General features: G+C 40.8%; 16 protein-coding genes. 6 read left to right on the top strand and 10 right to left on the bottom strand.

Annotated elements, in window-relative coordinates; all coding sequences use genetic code 11:
• Positions 1–239: 239 nt before the first annotated feature.
• The 5 genes from sbcB to purT all read left to right on the top strand — a co-directional run bounded on the left by sbcB (position 240) and on the right by purT (position 5,326).
• The gene (gene sbcB / locus L3V25_RS10960) at positions 240–1,664 is read left to right on the top strand and encodes an exodeoxyribonuclease I (RefSeq protein WP_237295385.1); all 1,425 of its coding nucleotides are present in this window, start codon (positions 240–242) and stop codon (positions 1,662–1,664) included.
• Positions 1,665–1,764: 100 nt separating this feature from the next.
• Positions 1,765–2,139 (top strand): CidA/LrgA family protein, encoded by a 375-nt coding sequence (locus tag L3V25_RS10955; protein WP_237295384.1) that lies wholly within the window; start codon positions 1,765–1,767, stop codon positions 2,137–2,139.
• Between the two features lie 2 nt (positions 2,140–2,141).
• Positions 2,142–2,828: a CidB/LrgB family autolysis modulator gene (locus L3V25_RS10950; RefSeq protein WP_237295383.1), complete on the top strand. Its 687-nt coding sequence runs from the start codon at positions 2,142–2,144 to the stop codon at positions 2,826–2,828.
• Between the two features lie 250 nt (positions 2,829–3,078).
• Positions 3,079–3,969 (top strand): cytidine deaminase, encoded by an 891-nt coding sequence (cdd, locus tag L3V25_RS10945; protein ID WP_267135467.1) that lies wholly within the window; start codon positions 3,079–3,081, stop codon positions 3,967–3,969.
• A gap of 181 nt (positions 3,970–4,150) precedes the next feature.
• Entirely contained in the window at positions 4,151–5,326 is a 1,176-nt protein-coding gene (gene purT, locus L3V25_RS10940; protein ID WP_237295382.1) for a formate-dependent phosphoribosylglycinamide formyltransferase, read from the top strand.
• 58 nt (positions 5,327–5,384) lie between these two features.
• Here purT and L3V25_RS10935 read toward each other — a convergent pair whose 3' ends face one another.
• The 7 genes from L3V25_RS10935 to nrfB all read right to left on the bottom strand — a co-directional run bounded on the left by L3V25_RS10935 (position 5,385) and on the right by nrfB (position 11,520).
• A complete protein-coding gene (locus tag L3V25_RS10935) occupies positions 5,385–6,032 on the bottom strand; it encodes a thiopurine S-methyltransferase (protein WP_237295381.1) in 648 nt (215 codons plus the stop codon).
• 78 nt (positions 6,033–6,110) lie between these two features.
• Positions 6,111–6,407 carry an integration host factor subunit alpha gene (ihfA, locus tag L3V25_RS10930; RefSeq protein WP_027697326.1) on the bottom strand — a complete coding sequence of 99 codons (297 nt, stop codon included), beginning with the start codon at positions 6,405–6,407 and terminating at the stop codon, positions 6,111–6,113.
• A gap of 383 nt (positions 6,408–6,790) precedes the next feature.
• Complete coding sequence (locus L3V25_RS10925) at positions 6,791–7,234, bottom strand: cytochrome c-type biogenesis protein (protein WP_237295380.1); 444 nt, start codon at positions 7,232–7,234, stop codon at positions 6,791–6,793.
• Entirely contained in the window at positions 7,224–9,185 is a 1,962-nt protein-coding gene (locus L3V25_RS10920) for a heme lyase CcmF/NrfE family subunit (RefSeq protein WP_237295379.1), read from the bottom strand. The genes L3V25_RS10925 and L3V25_RS10920 overlap by 11 nt, the downstream gene beginning before the upstream one ends.
• A 78-nt stretch (positions 9,186–9,263) precedes the next feature.
• Positions 9,264–10,232, bottom strand: a complete 969-nt coding sequence (gene nrfD, locus L3V25_RS10915; protein ID WP_237295378.1) for a cytochrome c nitrite reductase subunit NrfD — start codon at positions 10,230–10,232, stop codon at positions 9,264–9,266.
• Positions 10,229–10,918 carry a cytochrome c nitrite reductase Fe-S protein gene (gene nrfC, locus L3V25_RS10910; RefSeq protein WP_237295377.1) on the bottom strand — a complete coding sequence of 230 codons (690 nt, stop codon included), beginning with the start codon at positions 10,916–10,918 and terminating at the stop codon, positions 10,229–10,231. The genes nrfD and nrfC overlap by 4 nt, the downstream gene beginning before the upstream one ends.
• Positions 10,918–11,520 (bottom strand): cytochrome c nitrite reductase pentaheme subunit, encoded by a 603-nt coding sequence (gene nrfB, locus L3V25_RS10905; protein WP_237295376.1) that lies wholly within the window; start codon positions 11,518–11,520, stop codon positions 10,918–10,920. The genes nrfC and nrfB overlap by 1 nt, the downstream gene beginning before the upstream one ends.
• A 422-nt stretch (positions 11,521–11,942) precedes the next feature.
• On the opposite strand from nrfB, the gene nrfA reads away from it, so the two are divergent.
• Positions 11,943–13,355, top strand: a complete 1,413-nt coding sequence (gene nrfA, locus L3V25_RS10900; protein WP_237295413.1) for an ammonia-forming nitrite reductase cytochrome c552 subunit — start codon at positions 11,943–11,945, stop codon at positions 13,353–13,355.
• Positions 13,356–13,455: 100 nt separating this feature from the next.
• Here the strand turns inward: nrfA and L3V25_RS10895 are convergent, their stop codons facing one another.
• From L3V25_RS10895 to L3V25_RS10885, 3 genes are all read right to left on the bottom strand, one after another.
• A complete protein-coding gene (locus tag L3V25_RS10895; RefSeq protein WP_237295375.1) occupies positions 13,456–14,115 on the bottom strand; it encodes a nitrite reductase in 660 nt (219 codons plus the stop codon).
• Between the two features lie 133 nt (positions 14,116–14,248).
• On the bottom strand, positions 14,249–15,862 hold the full coding sequence (locus L3V25_RS10890) for a peptide ABC transporter substrate-binding protein (protein ID WP_237295374.1): 1,614 nt from the start codon (positions 15,860–15,862) through the stop codon (positions 14,249–14,251).
• Between the two features lie 187 nt (positions 15,863–16,049).
• Positions 16,050–16,616, bottom strand: coding sequence for an outer membrane protein assembly factor BamE (locus tag L3V25_RS10885; protein WP_237295373.1), 567 nt, complete (start codon positions 16,614–16,616; stop codon positions 16,050–16,052).
• Positions 16,617–16,648: the final 32 nt, after the last annotated feature.

The following is a 16,648-nucleotide window of genomic DNA, read 5'->3' as shown; positions in this document are numbered from 1 at the left end:
GTATAAGTACACTGCATGAGATATCCACTACATTTTTGCTTTCAAATTAGCATTTACTCTGATGGCGGTGAGATGAGATTCTCGTTTGAGATCCTATGTCATGTGGAATGAAAATATCGCTAAAAATGGATCATGACCCCATAGATAAAAACTTACCTAAAAAACGGGAAGCCATTTCTTTACGTGGTACTTAGGGGTAATATACCGATATTAAAGACAATAACTTTCTGGAAGTTCCCATGAGTAACGAAAACGCCCCAACCTTTTTCTTTTTGGATTATGAAACATGGGGTGTTAGTCCAGCCAAAGACCGACCGAGTCAATTTGCTGGCGTTCGTACTGATATGGATTTCAATATCATCGGTGAGCCTTTGGTGATTTATTGCCAGCCACCGAGTGATTATCTACCTTCTCCTGAAGCAGCATTAATTACCGGTATCAAACCTCAAAAAGCCGTTAAAGATGGTTTACCTGAGCCAGAATTCATCCGCCGAATCCATAAAGAGCTTGCCACTCCAAATACCATCTCACTTGGTTACAACAGCATTCGTTTTGATGATGAAGTGACACGCTATACTCTTTATCGTAATTTTTACGATCCGTATGCTTGGTCTTGGCAGAATGGTAATTCACGTTGGGATTTACTGGATATTATGCGCACTTGCTATGCATTGCGCCCAGGCGGTATTAACTGGCCAGAAAATGATGAAGGCTTTCCAAGCTTTAAACTAGAACACCTTTCAGTAGCCAATGGTATTGAACACAGCAATGCGCATGATGCGATGGCCGATGTTATTGCCACTATTGAACTTGCTAAGAAAATCAAACAAGCCCAGCCAAAACTATTCAACTACCTATTAAGTATGCGCCACAAGCGTAAACTCAATGAACTCGTCGATATTGTTAACATGACGCCGCTGGTGCATGTTTCTGGCATGTTTGGTGTTCAGTGTTCCAATATTAGTTGGATCGTGCCGATGGCTTGGCATCCAACCAATAACAATGCGGTAATCACCGTTAACTTGGCAATGGACCCAACGCCGCTCATCGAGCTAGATGCTGAAACGCTGCATCAACGCATGTACACCAAACGTGATGATCTCGCGCCTAATGAACTTCCGGTTCCTCTTAAACTTGTGCATCTTAATAAGTGCCCTGTTCTCGCGCCAGCTAAAACGCTTACCGCTGAAAATGCCGATCGAATCGGTATTGATCGCAAACAATGTTTAGATAATCTCGCGCTTTTAAAATCGCACCCAGAAATTCGAGAAAAGCTGATTGCTATCTACAATATTGAGCGTGAATTTAAGCAAGATAATAACGTCGATACTCAACTTTATAGTGGCTTCTTTTCACCAGCTGACAAAGCTACTATCGATATTATTCGAGAAACCGAGCCTGAAAAGCTTGCTGGATTAGATTTATCAGTGAAAGATGATCGTATCGAACCTTTGCTGTTCCGCTATCGCGCGCGTCACTTCCCGTGGACATTGACCGAAGCTGAGCAACAAAAATGGCTCGCACATTGCCGTGAGTACTATGAGAGCAATATTGAAGAGTACATGCTCAATCTTGAGAACCTTGCTCATGAGCATGAAAGTGATGCCGCTAAGATCGAGATTCTAAAATCTGTCTATCAATATGTAGAATCTCTCGTTTCTTAACTATTTTTGACAGCTACAACTGCTTTTTACAACCGCGCTCTTTTTCATCTTATTAATATTGAGCGCTTTGTTAACTCTTGTTCCGCCCTAGGAGTCCAACGTGTTCAAGCAAATGCTCAATTATGCTTTATCATTCGCACTGATTATGGTGAGTTTGTGGGCAGGTAATGCCATTCAGCACTTTTTTCATTTATCCGTACCCGGCAGCATTTTCGGCATGCTGATTTTATTCGCACTACTGGTCTCTGGGTTAGTCAAAGTGCAATGGGTAAAACCCGGTGCGCAGTTGTTCATTCGCTATATGATCATTCTATTTGTCCCAATCAGTGTCGGTTTAATGGATCACTTCCCTCTATTAATTGATAACGCTCTCTCTATTTTTGCTAGCAGTGTCGGGGCAACTACTATCGTGTTGGTATTACTCGCGCTGGGACTACAAAAAATCCTTACTAATAAAGCAAGTGAGGATAAATAATCATGTGGCTTCTACTCACCTTTGTAGTTTTCTTTGCAGTACGTTGGTTTGCCAATAAAATTAGTAATCCATTAGCGAACCCTTTACTGCTAAGCATCGTAATTATTATTCCCATTCTAATGGCGCTCGATGTGCCTTATGAGGTGTATTACGCACAAAATGATTGGATGACTTTTTTACTTCAACCTGCGGTAGTAGCGCTCGCTTACCCGTTATACGAGCAACTCCCACAAATTCGCCAAAATTGGAAAATCATCTTTTTAGCTTGTGGCGTAGGTAGCGCGATGTCGATGCTCACCGCCGGACTTATTGCCGTTGCTTTGCACACCGATCCAACGCTAGTAGCAAGTTTAATGGGTAAATCAGTCACTACCCCAATAGCGATGGAAGTAGGCAAAAGCTTAGGTGGTGAACCCGCTATTGCCGCAATCCTGGTGCTAATTGTTGGTGTGTTTGGTTCGGTATTTGCCTACCCAATCTATTCATTTTTAGGTGTTACTCACCCGATAGCCAAAGGGTTAACCATGGGTACGGTATCGCACGCTTTAGGTACCGCAACCTGCGCTGAAAAAAATGCCGAAGATGCGGCGTTTAGTTCTCTTGCCCTAGTAACATGCGGCATTATCACTTCAATCCTTGCCCCATTGTTTTTTACTTTCTGTCTCTGGGTTGGCGGCTTTATTGGCTAAACCTATAAAAAACAATCTAAGTACTACATTAATAAGGAGCTGATTTGGCTCCTTATTTATATAGATAAATAAAACTAGGCTTTATGCAGCAAAACTCGATCTAGGTAGTGTTTTTGACTATTGAAACTACTCACTCACGAGATCTCACTCCATAATTTGACTTATTGCACAATAAATATGTAACGATTAAATATAATTACACAAAAAGGAGCTTAACCGCTCACTTATACGTGAATTACAAGGATATCAAATGACTCAATCTATTAACCCAGAATCTGTAGCACACTTACCTACAGAGCTTGCTGGTCGTATTGTTTCTCAAATGCAAAAGGCTGACTTCAGTGGCCACTTCTCTGCAACAGATTATCAAGCATTGTTATCGCAGTCGGGAATGACTGACACAGAATTTAAACTCGCCTTACTGCCAATCGCGGCAACGCGTGCTTATTGTGAAATTTCTGACTTCCACGTTGGTGCTATCGCAGAAGGTCTATCTGGAAATGTTTACTTTGGAGCCAATATTGAAATTGCTGGCGTGCAGTTAAACCAAACTGTTCATGCCGAACAATCAGCAATTAGCCATGCATGGATGAAAGGTGAAACAGGGCTAAAAGACATCACCATTAACTACACACCTTGTGGTCACTGCCGCCAGTTTATGAATGAATTAAATGGTATTGAAAACCTATCCATTCAACTTCCTGAGCGCCCTGCTTATCGATTAACGGAATTACTACCGGAATCCTTTGGCCCTAAAGATTTGGGCATCGAAGCTCGCTTAATGGATAACCAACAACACAGTTATCAATTTGATAGTGATAATGCAGCTATTACTGCTGCCGTAAAAGCGCTAAATAACAGCCACGCGCCATACAGCAATAATCACAGTGGTGTGGCATTACAAACACAGTCTGGTGCTATTTACTCAGGCAGTTATGCAGAAAACGCCGCATTTAATCCAAGCCTACCCCCATTACAGGTTGCGATTAACCTATTACTACTAGCAGGTGAAGATCTGGCTAATATCGAATCTGCGGTACTAGCAGAAAACGCCAATGGAACAATTAGTCACTTAGCGGAAACACAATCGACACTAGAAGCGATTAATCCTGATATCACGATTGATTATTTATCTTTATAGTCACGTCATTAAATAATCAACATTGTTCAAAAACAACCCGTAAACTTACTAAATGAAGTTTGCGGGTTTTTTAATTTCTTTTTCCTGTTGCGCAAACGTTTGCTCACCATTAAAATCACACCAAATAATTACCTAGTAAATACATGGGTATCAAAATAGATCTTCTATAGGAATAAAAAACATGTTTGGAACGGCGACCTCTCCTTCTGCCACAAAAGTACTTCTACTAGGTTCAGGTGAACTAGGTAAAGAAGTAGCCATTGAATGCCAACGTTTAGGCTTGGAAGTCATTGCATTAGACCGCTACGCCAATGCCCCAGCAATGCAAGTTGCCCACCGCAGCTATACCGTTGATATGTTAGATGGCGATGCAATTGAAGCTATTATCGAGCAAGAAAAGCCAGATTACGTTGTTCCTGAAATTGAAGCGATTGCGACTGACAAGTTGGTTGAGCTAGAGCAAAAAGGTGTCAATATTGTTCCAACAGCCAATGCAACTAAGCTAACAATGAACCGTGAAGGTATTCGTCGTTTAGCCGCAGAAGATCTTGGTGTAACAACCTCTCCATACCGTTTCTGTGATACTTATGAAGAATTCAAACAAGCGGTAGAATTTGTTTCTATACCTTGCGTGGTAAAACCCATCATGAGCTCATCGGGCAAAGGCCAAAGCGTAATTAAGAGCGAAGCAGATATGGAGTCTGCGTGGCAATACGCACAAGAAGGTGGTCGTGCGGGAGCCGGTAGAGTGATCGTTGAAGGCTTTATTGATTTTGATTATGAAATCACACTACTAACGGTTCGCGCTGTCGATGGTGTACATTTTTGCGCTCCAATTGGACACCGACAAGAAGATGGTGATTATCGTGAATCTTGGCAGCCACAAGCTATGTCGAAAGCAGCATTAACGGCCGCTGAGCAAATGGCAGAGAAAGTGGTGAACGCTTTAGGCGGTTATGGACTATTTGGTGTCGAGCTTTTTGTCAAAGGTGATGAAGTAATTTTCAGTGAAGTATCCCCTCGACCGCACGATACCGGTATGGTGACTTTAATTTCTCAAGAGCTATCAGAATTCGCCCTACATGTTCGTGCATTTACTGGCTTGCCAATTAACGGCATTACTCAATATGGGCCAAGTGCTTCTGCGGTGATCCTAACGGAAGGTAGTTCACAAAACATTGGTTTCACAGGACTACAAGATGCGCTTGCTGCGCCGCAAACTCAAATTCGTCTCTTTGGTAAGCCGGATATTGATGGTCGCCGTCGTTTAGGGGTTACGCTGACACGACGTGACAATATTGAAAGCGCGGTTTCTGATGCGGTTGAAGCCGCAGGAAAAGTAAAAGTAAGCTTCTAGTTGCTTGTTGCTCGAAGAATGTATTCACCTCTTCGAGCAACCCTTTCAATCAATTATATTAACTTGATTCAATTAACCAAACTTCTTCAGCAAAGCGAGACAACCCTTGTTTAATTCTTGGGTGTTCACTATCCCCATCATCACGATTTAAATGTGTCACTTTATAACCTGAAAATAAGCTTTTAACTTCTTCAGCAGGTACGCTAAACGGTGGTCCTGACATTTCAGATTGGTCATAATCCAGCGTTACTAACAACATTTTCCCACCCGGTGCAAGTAACGATTTAATACGCTCAGCGTAAACAACACGTAATTCAGAAGGCAGTGCAATTAAAGCCGCTCGGTCATAGATGCGATCAAATTGCGTCAATGGTGCGGTGAAGAAATCTCCAGCATAAATCGACAGCTCATCAAACTGATACAATTCATGCTGACCATTGAGTGGCGTAACCATTGGGGTATAAAAATGTTCAGCAAAAAAGGCTCGTACCGCGATATTGCTGAGCTCTACTCCTGTCACTTCATTATGCTTTTGTGCCAGCCAAACCAGATCTTCTGTTTTTCCACATAAAGGAACGAGAACAGAATGATGTTGTTCAGCAGACACGACTTTCCAATATTCAATCAAAAGTGGATTTACATCTTCTAAATGGAAACCAATTTTATTTTCCGCCCATTTGTTATGCCAAAATTCTTGATCTTGCATCATTTACCTATAAACATTTGATAATAAAAAGGCCACCTCAATAGGGTGACCTTCTTTCTTCCAGTGACTACCGTGTTTTTATTTTTCTATCTTAATATTTTCAACACGAGCTTTCAGTTTTTGCCCTGGTCGGAATGTTACAACACGACGAGCAGAAATTGGAATATCTTCACCAGTTTTAGGGTTTCGTCCAGGCCTTTCACTTTTATCACGTAGATCAAAGTTACCAAAACCAGACAATTTAACCTGTTCACCATTTTCTAGTGCTTTACGAATTTCTTCAAAAAACACTTCAACTGTATCCTTGGCATCACGTTTACTGTAACCAAGTTTTTCGAACAGGTTTTCAGCCAAATCGGCCTTAGTGAGCGCCATAAAACATCCCTCAATTTATCACTACCGTAGTGGCAGTATTTATAGCATTAGTACGTAGTTAGCAAGCTTAAAGCTAAGTATAACTTCGAAAGTGTAAGCCAACCTTATGATTTTCGCCAAATTTTTTTGGTCGTTTGTATAAAATTTACTTTAGAATTTCTTTTGAAAGTCGCTATTCATATACTAGTAGATAGTTAATAAAACCAAATAAATCAAAAATTTCAGTTAAATAAATCAGCTTATTGAATAACGTTCAGTCATTATCCCTACATTTGACTTTTTGTTAAGAAGTGAGAAAAAATTCAAACTTTAGACATATTTTCAAAATAAAACCAACAAAAGCAAAGCCTTAAATCGTCTATAACATTAGATTAAGCATTCGTTCAATCCGTCTTTGTCTGCCGTTTTAAGGTCATCCGACTCGCTGCCCAAACAAGTAAAACCAAGAGCCCAATGGGAGTAAACCATAACAGCCAAGTCTTATATTCTAGTTTAGGTTTATATAATACAAACTCCCCAAACCTTTCCTGCATAAAATCCATAACTTCTGTATCGGTTTTGCCTTGTTCCACCATAACAAAAACCTGATACTTCATATCGACAGCAATAGAAGCGTTTGATTCCATTAAATTTTGATTTTGACATTTTGGACATCGAAGGTGACGCGCAAGATAATAAGCGCGCTGTTGATTCTCTATCGAGCTAAACTGGAACACCTCTACACTGTTACGGTCGTTAGAAACGGTCAACTGTGCATACGCACTCGGCATAAAGCCGCATATAATGAAAACGGAAATAACGCACATAAAGCTATATTTACTCAACACACCAGCGACCTTTTTGTTCTTTGATATTCAGTAATAATTTAGTGCGAACAGAAACAAGAGCTATCAGCGCACCAAAAATCATCAGCCCACCACCAAACCAAATCCAACGCATTAAAGGCTTATATTGCAAACGCAGTGCATAATGCTCGTTATCAATTTTATCCCCTAAGGTGATATACCAATCTCCCCAACGATTCCAAGAGACATCAGGCTCCGTCATATCCATGCCTCTCACGGTGTAATGGCGTTTCTCAGGCTTTAAATAGTTAACCAACTGCCCTTGTTCATCCGACATTCGAATAACCGCACGCTCAGCAGTATAATTTGGGCCAATCAATAGCTCTGTTTTTTCGTACTCAAAGTTATGATCATGAAAGCTAAACTGAGTTCCATTTGTGACTTTCCGGCTGGTTTCAACAGAAGCGTAACCTTCATAACTTGCCGCAATCACAATCAAAGCAACCCCAATATGCGCGCACGCCATTGCCATTTTTTTGTTATCTTTGATTGCCGCCATAATTGAAGAAACAATCACCCAGCAAGACAAAATACTCGCAATAGCAACGATAAAATAGCTTCCTTCAAACCATTGAAATTCAGGGCGATAAGCCTTGAAAACGCCTATTCCACCTATCAGTAATGCAATACCAATAGAGATAATTAAAGGCCGCTTAATTAAATGGAAGTAAGGGACAGCAACGTTGGACTTCTGATGATGAATAAACGAACTCAAGCCCATTAAAATACACAGAAACAAAACAATCGGTATAAAGATTTGATTAAAATACGGAGCGCCGACTGAGATATTACCTAAACCGAACAGTTGATAAACCATAGGATAGAGTGTGCCGAGTAATACGCTAAAGGTCGCAATACAAAACAGCCCATTCCCCAAGAAAAATAGCATTGGCAAGCTCAACCATTCAAACTTCATCGGTTGAATATATCGACCCGCACGATAAGCAAAGACCAGCATTGAGCCAATCATCACCACACTTAAAATCGACAATAGAATGATCCCTCTTGTAGGATCGGTAGCGAATGCATGGACTGACGTAATCACTCCTGAACGAACAATAAAAGTGCCAAGAATGCTTAAACAAAAGGTAAACGTCGCAAGCAGTAAACTCCAACCCGACATAATATTCGGTTGCTTACTGACTTTTAATGAATGTAATAGCGCAGTCGCGGTTAACCAAGGCATTAAAGAGGCATTTTCTACTGGATCCCAAAACCACCAGCCGCCCCAACCTAATTCGTTGTAAGCCCACCAAGCGCCAAGCACAATGCCAGCAGTCATAAAACACCAAGAAGATAGTGCCCATGGCCGAATATCTTCAGCCCACTTTGGGTTGTTCTCTTTCGTGATCATTGTTGCCATAGACATAGCAAATGCCACGGCAAATCCAACATAGCCTAGGTATAACAATGGCGGATGCACGATCAACCCGATGTCTTGTAGCATTGGGTTTAAATCTCGCCCTTCAAATGCTGCGGGTAATAGCCTAATAAATGGGTTGGAGGCAAATAAGATATAACCGCCTATCATCGTTGAAATTGCAGTTAAAATCATCAATGTCCAGTTTTGGAACACTTGATTTTTTGTCTCTCCTAGCTTGGCAACTAACGCTGTCCAACCGATTAAGCAAAACAGCCAGAATAAGAAAGAGCCTTCATGCCCTCCCCAAACCGCAGTGAGCTTATAAATAAAAGGTAGGTGAGTATTCGAATGAGAAGCGACATACAGTACCGAGAAGTCATCAGTGGCAAAGCAAATCGCCAAAAAGGTAACACTGAGCGTGACACATCCACATGCTAAGTAGCTCAATAACCGGCTACAACTCGCCCAATAGGAATCAACTTTATAGATAGCAAAAATCGAGCAGAGTGCGCTGCTTAAAGATAAAACAATAGAAAGAATTAGTGACCAATGGCCTAACTCAGCAATCATATAAACCTATTCAAATCGGTAGAAGAAAGAAGGTGCATTACACACCCTCTTTTTATTCAAGTAACTTAGATATCGGTATTAATACACCGTCATTTGCCCGGCATACAAAATGAAAGTTCTCAACATCAACACACCGATCAAACTCAGTGTTGTCACAAAGATAATAAAGGCTTTTTTATGCTGAACTTCATTTGAGGTAAAGGTGTTCATGGCTAATGGCAATAACATCCCCATTCCAATCACCCCTATCCAAAACCAACTCGACCAAAAACCGCCACCAATTGCGGTTATCACAGCGTCTGCCCTGGCACCGCCTCCAAAATATAGACCGGCAAAAAATGCGCATAAGACAAACAACTCAAACAACACCACTGGTTTTTCAATTTTATGGATCCAGCGTACGCTTGGACTATTAATGGGTTCTTTTCCACCCACAATGCCGAACAACAAACACGCCGCCGCCCCAGATGAAACACTGGAAAAAACAAATAACACGGGTAACACAGGGTTATTCAATAATGGGTAGGTTTTTAATGCGGAAAGCAAGAAACCGGTATACGCGGCTAACAAGAAAGCCAATATCGCCAAAACCCACTCAATTGGATTTTCAAACTTTTTCGCAATGGTTAATACTCGTTCTACCAAACCTTGAATAACGGAAAATTTAGTTAAGAACTGATAAATCTCTTTTTTGAAAATGATGCCTAACCAAACAAACAACACCGCCATATAAATTTGGAATAACAACACCCCCATCGACATCACCGATGATGGGTTGTAATACAACATAATCTTCCAAAATAGCCAGGGTCTTTGAAGGTGGAACACCAAAATGGTCAAACCTAAAATGATCCCCAAGGGGGCAAAAATGGCATTGGCTCGAATAATGCCATTTTTGCATGCCTCGCCAGTAATCACCTTTTTCTTCAAGTAGATGGAAATCATCACCCCACCAGCAGACATACCGGTAAGAAATAAGTAAATCGCAATCACCCAATCCCAAACTAGGGAGTCAAAGTGAAAGGCTTGGTTAATAATCTCACTCATCCTAAAATCTCCCCTTTATTGTTGGGCACTTTGTACATTTTAGGTTCAGTGCCTAGCTCAACTTTCATTCGATAAACGGTATGAGTTTGAATGACTTTATTAATGTCACTATTGGGATCGTTTAAATCCCCGAACGTGAGTGCTTTGGTTGGGCAAGATTCAACACACGCTGGTTTTTTACCTTGTGCAAGATTGGTCTTACGGCAAAAGTCGCATTTATCTGCCACTTTGGTTTCAGGATTAAAGAAACGAACTTGATAAGGACATGCTGCTAAACAATAGCCGCAACCAACACATCGGTCAGCCTTCACATCCACGATGCCCGTTTTAGGATCTCGGTACGCCGCTTGAGTCGGACAAACATGAACACAAGGTGCGTTATCACAATGCTGGCAAGATATACGTTCAAATGTGTACGAAGCATTTGGGAACTCACCAATAGGCTCACTACGTTTGATTTTTAACCTTGTTACACCCTCTGGTACCTTGTTCACTTCTCGGCAAGCATCGGTACAAGCAGTACAACCAATACATAATGTTTCATCATGGACCATGCCATAACGTATTAAGCCATCGGTTTCCGTAGCAATCAGTTTTTTACCATTCGCTAACGCAGTAGTTGCAACGCCAGTGGTAAAGATAACCGCACCACTTCCTAATAAGAAATTACGTCTTGAACAGGACATTACTTATCCTCCTGTTGCTTATAACTTGTCATATCTGAGTGGCAATCCACGCACATTTTGATCCGTGGTTTACGTTCAATACCTTGCATTGGATCTTTTTCTGGATGAATGGAATGACACGAGGAACATGTCAGTTTTAAAGCATGTACATCATGGGTCCAATTGGCTTTACGCAATTGTTCACCTTGATGACAATCTATGCATTGTGAATTTTGAGTTTTGACCCAGGCTGGATCGTGAGCAGATTTACTCTCTCCGGCAACAACTTGGCCTTGACGGAATTTAACCACATTAGGAGCACCATCACGATGAGAGGCACTAATATCATTGTGGCAATCAATACAGCCAATATTTCTTCCTGTTTTTTCATTCAACGCTTTAGCATGCTGCCCTAACAAAACATCATGCTCATCTTTATGGCATTGCGTACAGGCATAGTTTTTATCACGTTGAAATGACACTTGAGCTTCGTCTGTTTTTTTAAGAGTTGGCTCTGCGGTATTTCCTTGTGAACTCGCTAACGCATTGAATGAAAAAACCAATGCGATCGATATCAGGAACATTCCCGATAGCTTTGCGATGGTCTTTTTTATGCTATCCATGTTTTTGCACCTTATTTCTTACAAAACACTTATTTTTAAAACAAGCTGTTAATGGTTTTGTATTTATATTTTGCAAACACACCTCAAGGGCTCATTTGCAATTAGTGCAACTCATGTCATCAAATTTGTTTAGCCACAACACTTAACGTTACAAAATGTAATACCACTAAAGAATAAAAAACCCGATCTATTTAACAATTCATAAAACGTATATTTTTAATATACCTTTATTTGATATCAATCAATTCAATGTCACTTTAACCTCAAAAAGTACAAGGGCTTTGCTAATATTCATCTGCACTCTCATTGTTATCAACTGCCCACAACAACACTTGATATGTATTTACAATAATGGAGTGATGATCGTGAATATTAACTGGAAAGCCCCTGTGGTTAATTCAGCACTGCTATCGTTGTTAGGTATGAGTCTTTTGGTAAGCCCAATTTCCACCTACGCCAACGAGCAAGCAGAAACAACCCAATCCGCTACTCAAATAATGAAGTTCGATCCTCGAAATGAAAAATTCGAATCGGACCATCCTGAGCAATACCAAAGCTGGAAAAACACCTCTAAAAGTGAGCATATAACCGATGCCCTACAAAGTGATCCTAATATGGTGATTTTATGGGCCGGTTACGGTTTTGCTAAAGACTATAATGCTCCAAGAGGACACTTCTACGCCGTCACCGATGTTCGTAATACCTTGCGTACTGGTGGCCCTAAAGATGCGAAATCTGGCCCTATGCCAATGGCATGTTGGAGCTGTAAAAGCCCTGACGTACCACGAGTGATTGATGAGCGTGGTGAAGATGGCTACTTCGATGGAAAATGGTCTCGTTTAGGCTCTCAGATCGTCAATCCAATCGGTTGTGCAGACTGCCATGACACCCAAAGTGATGACTTCAAAAATGGCAAACCAGCCTTGCGCGTTGCCCGTCCCTTTGCCTCTAGAGCCATGCATGCCATCGACCGTGATTTTGATAAACAAGATAGATTCGGACAGCAATCTCAAGTTTGTGGTCAATGTCATGTTGAATACTATTTCCAAAAAGACAAAAAGAATGCGGTCAAATTCCCTTGGGATAAAGGTGTCGACGTAGATTCAATCGAAAAATATTACGATGAAATAGGCTTTAGCGATTGGGTTAACCCTGTATCTAAAGCGCCAATGCTCAAAGCCCAACACCCAGAATATGAAACCTGGCAAATGGGCATACACGGTAAAAACAATGTGGCTTGTGTTGATTGCCACATGCCTAAAGTGAAAAATAAACAAGGTAAAGTGTATACCGACCATAAAGTCGGTAACCCATTTGATCGCTTTGAAGACACTTGTGCGCAATGTCATACGCAAGATAAGAAATCCATGATGGATATTGTGAAATCTCGAAAAGACAAAGTACAAGAGATGAAGTTGATCGCTGAGAAGCAACTGGTTGCCGCACACTTTGAGGCAAAAGCTGCTTGGGAAGTTGGTGCAACTGAAGCTGAAATGAAAGATATTCTAATGGATATTCGTCATGCTCAATGGCGCTGGGACTATGCGATTGCCTCTCATGGTGTTCATATGCATGCTCCAGAAGTCGCATTACGCGTATTAGGAACATCCGTTGACCGTGCCACTGATGCTCGAACCAAGCTCATCCGCGTACTTGCTAAACATGGCATTACCGATCCAATTCAAATCCCTGATATTTCTACTAAGGAAAAAGCACAAGCTGCTCTTGGTATGGATATGAAAGGTATGAACCAAGAAAAAGATGATTTCTTGAAAAACGTCATACCGGAATGGGATAAAGAAGCCGATGCTCGCGAGGCTGCCTACCCTCAATAATAGCTAATGTAGCTCACTATAAATCCCCAATACTTATCCAGTTTTGGGGCTTTTTGTATGTATACTCAAGTAACTTCAAGATGCAAAATTCACTTCGGTATTAATTAATAAATTGTTTTGCCTGATTGATAGCGTTAATAATCGCGACCCTATCAACATCTGCATGACCAGTATCAAGCGCGTGTTGCCAAGTATCAATCGCATCTTGGTATTCTGCATTTAAAAAATGATCCGATGCAATCAGCATTAATGTTGGCACGTTGTCTGGATCAACCGCTTGTGCTTTCTCGAGCAAGGTTGCAATGGTTGAGTCAAATCTTTGATTATTAGCGTAATATAACGCCGTTGCCCGAGCGGCATAAATATTCGCTTGAGGCTTTACCGCTAAACGCTCGGCATATGAAAAAGCAGTAGCGGCATGTTCAAATTCATTGGTATACATATAAGCATTTCCCAACGCATACCAACTTTCACCATTTTGTTTATCTTCTAAAACCCGTTGTTGCATTCGTTCTACTTGTTCACGATTAACATCATGTGCTGACTTGTTATCCAAGTTATTCGCGGCAGTATATTCGGTGCTCTTATCGGAGAGAAAAAACTCACTATGACCAAGGTTAAAATAAAGCACGCCACTGACAATCAATATGAAGATAGAAATGCCCATGGGCACCCAATAACTTGGCTTAGAGGCTGATTTGAAATAATGCCCCCACACCAGCAACATAATGACCAAAACCAAAAGAAACATATAAATCATAATCTGAGCCTATCGTGAAACTTTAATCTCATTATTCATGAGCAGCCATCAATTAACTATGATCCAGCTTATAATCTATATGAAAAATCCAACACCTCAATGGAAGTGTTGGATTGTAGTGAAGGATAATACTTTACTTAGTTAGGTATAAATCTCGTGTATAGCGACGATCAGAAGCATTATCTTGGCTATATCCACCAACCTTCTTATTTTTTAATACCGAACGTGTATAAAAATAAACTGGGATAGCTGGTATTTCACCGGCAAAAACTTGTTCTGCTTTTTGATATAAAGCATTACGTTCTTGCTCTGATTTCGCCGAAGATGCTTGTTTTAATACCGCATCATAATCAGCATTACTCCACCCTCCGTAGTTCAATCCTGCAGAGTCAAAGTAGGATAAGAAAGTCGAAGCTTCATTGTAATCCCCTATCCATGCATAGCGAGCTACCGAAAAGTTTTTCGACGATAATGTTTGCAAGAATGTCTTCCACTCTTGGTTAGCAATCTCTACCTCAGCCCCTAAATTTTTCTTCCACATTGAGGCCATCACAATGGCTAACTTTTTGTGTGATTCACTGGTGTTGTACTCAAGTTCAAACTTCAATGGGTTCTCTTCATCAAAACCTGCTTCTTTAAGCAAGGCTTTCGCTTTTTGATTACGTTCTTGTTGTGACATTTCTGCCCATTCTAATTTAGGCACGTCAAAACCAGCGACTGCTGGAGGTGTATTGGTATAAGCGGGTAACTGCCCTTGCCCTAAAATTCGTTCAACCACCACATCACGATCTATTGAATACGCCAGTGCCTTACGAACTCTTTCATCATCAAATGGCTTCTTTTTCATATTGAATAAATAGTAATACGTTCCCAAAGAAGGCATGGTAAGCAGCTCATCTGGGCGCTCTTTTTTAATCGTTTGATATAGTTCAAGAGGCACAACATTGGTGATATCAATTTCACCTGTTCGGAAGCGATTATATTCAGCATTAACATCCGAAATTGGTAAATAGGTAACTTGATTAATGACTGTTTCTTTGTCGTTCCAATATTGAGGATTTCTTTCTAAGATAAGCTTTTCGTTGATCACCCAATCAGTAAGTTTATATGCCCCACTCACGACAATATTCTCTGGTTTTGTCCAAGCTTCTTGGTATTGCTTAACGACTTTTTCGGGAAGCGCAAACGTACTTTCATGTGCCAACATCTTTATAAAATGTGGCACCGGCTTTGTTAAACTCACTTGCAACGTTTTAGCATCAATGGCTTTTACACCAAGGCTATCGCTAGCCGCATCGCCCTTAGTGATTTTATCTGCATTGGCAATATTCGCCATTGAAACGTACCAAGAATATGGTGCGCCAGTTATAGGATTCACAATACGTTGTAAAGCAAAAACAAAGTCATCAGCAGTAATGGGATCACCATTTGACCATTTCGCATCACGTAAGTGGAAAGTATATTGTGTGCCATCTTCGGAAATATCCCAACGAGTTGCTAATGCGGGAATAATATTACCGTGAAGGTCTTCGGTAACTAATCCTTCAAACATATCTGAAATAACACGCGAGCTTGCGGTATCGGAAGACATACTAGGATCAAGAGTTGGAACCTCGTCCCCATTACCTCGTACTAGTTCCTGTTTATTTGCAAGTTCAACATTATCAGGTACTTGAGCAGCTATTGTGGAGAACGAAAATAGTGCACCGAAAGTCAGTGCGAGCGTTGTTTTTTTGAATGTGTGCATCTGTTTTATATCCTTATTATTTTGATAGTGCATCCTGCTGAGTCGCTTAATTAAATACTCTATTGCACTCATGAGCTTACCCGCTCATAAGCATTATATTTAGCGAATTTCTGGTTATATTTCTATGCCTATAGACGCAAAAACCGTCAATAATGACGGTTTTGTTGCAAAGCTTGAAGTTGAGCGATCAATCTTGAATGTTTTCTACTAGTCCTTGCTCATCAAAAAGCACATTCATTTTATTGAAACGATTTTTCCAATAGACCCAAGTATTCAAATCCGTTGTTGGTGTCACATGTGCTGGTGGATAGCCAATCGCATTAAGAACGCCTTGCTTAGTCATTCCTTCATACACTCGCCCTTCTTTGATTCCTTTCTGATCGACTGTATTTAGATTAGAGAGCTTAGGACAGGTTGTTCCAAAGTCTCTTACAATACCCGACTGAAAATCTCCCGTCGCTTTATGCCACACATACATATACTCCAAACCGGTTTCAGCCACTTTAAATGTCATGACTTTGCTATTCGCTTCAATGATATCCACTTTAGTACAGCGAGGAATAAAGCCATCTTGAAGGTAATTTAAAGTAAACAGTTTCTTTCTTGCGGCATCGGGGTGAAGATTAACTTGAGTGTAGACCGTTTGATTGGTCGACACTAAATCAACATTATCAGCTGTAACGACATCGAGTTTAGAAGAGCAGCCAGACAACATTAATAAGCCAGCAATTCCCATAATGATTTTCTTCTGCATACTCACTCCAAATTTGATAAAAAAAATCCGCT

Origin of the sequence: Vibrio sp. CK2-1 (assembly GCF_021726515.1) — a bacterium.
GTDB lineage: Bacteria > Pseudomonadota > Gammaproteobacteria > Enterobacterales > Vibrionaceae > Vibrio.
The sequence above is the reverse complement of the archived record's forward strand: the minus strand, read 5'-3'. Positions and strand labels throughout refer to the sequence as shown.

What these genes read in the sequence shown, in the direction of transcription:
- cdd (WP_267135467.1), top strand. Translation starts at nt 3,079, where the DNA reads ATGACTCAATCTATTAACCCAGAATCTGTAGCACACTTACCTACAGAG.
- nrfD (WP_237295378.1), bottom strand. Translation starts at nt 10,232, where the DNA reads ATGAGTGAGATTATTAACCAAGCCTTTCACTTTGACTCCCTAGTTTGG.
- nrfC (WP_237295377.1), bottom strand. Translation starts at nt 10,918, where the DNA reads ATGTCCTGTTCAAGACGTAATTTCTTATTAGGAAGTGGTGCGGTTATC.
- sbcB (WP_237295385.1), top strand. Translation starts at nt 240, where the DNA reads ATGAGTAACGAAAACGCCCCAACCTTTTTCTTTTTGGATTATGAAACA.
- L3V25_RS10885 (WP_237295373.1), bottom strand. Translation starts at nt 16,616, where the DNA reads ATGCAGAAGAAAATCATTATGGGAATTGCTGGCTTATTAATGTTGTCT.
- L3V25_RS10895 (WP_237295375.1), bottom strand. Translation starts at nt 14,115, where the DNA reads ATGATTTATATGTTTCTTTTGGTTTTGGTCATTATGTTGCTGGTGTGG.
- L3V25_RS10935 (WP_237295381.1), bottom strand. Translation starts at nt 6,032, where the DNA reads ATGCAAGATCAAGAATTTTGGCATAACAAATGGGCGGAAAATAAAATT.
- L3V25_RS10890 (WP_237295374.1), bottom strand. Translation starts at nt 15,862, where the DNA reads ATGCACACATTCAAAAAAACAACGCTCGCACTGACTTTCGGTGCACTA.
- purT (WP_237295382.1), top strand. Translation starts at nt 4,151, where the DNA reads ATGTTTGGAACGGCGACCTCTCCTTCTGCCACAAAAGTACTTCTACTA.
- nrfA (WP_237295413.1), top strand. Translation starts at nt 11,943, where the DNA reads ATGAGTCTTTTGGTAAGCCCAATTTCCACCTACGCCAACGAGCAAGCA.
- nrfB (WP_237295376.1), bottom strand. Translation starts at nt 11,520, where the DNA reads ATGGATAGCATAAAAAAGACCATCGCAAAGCTATCGGGAATGTTCCTG.
- L3V25_RS10920 (WP_237295379.1), bottom strand. Translation starts at nt 9,185, where the DNA reads ATGATTGCTGAGTTAGGCCATTGGTCACTAATTCTTTCTATTGTTTTA.
- ihfA (WP_027697326.1), bottom strand. Translation starts at nt 6,407, where the DNA reads ATGGCGCTCACTAAGGCCGATTTGGCTGAAAACCTGTTCGAAAAACTT.
- L3V25_RS10950 (WP_237295383.1), top strand. Translation starts at nt 2,142, where the DNA reads ATGTGGCTTCTACTCACCTTTGTAGTTTTCTTTGCAGTACGTTGGTTT.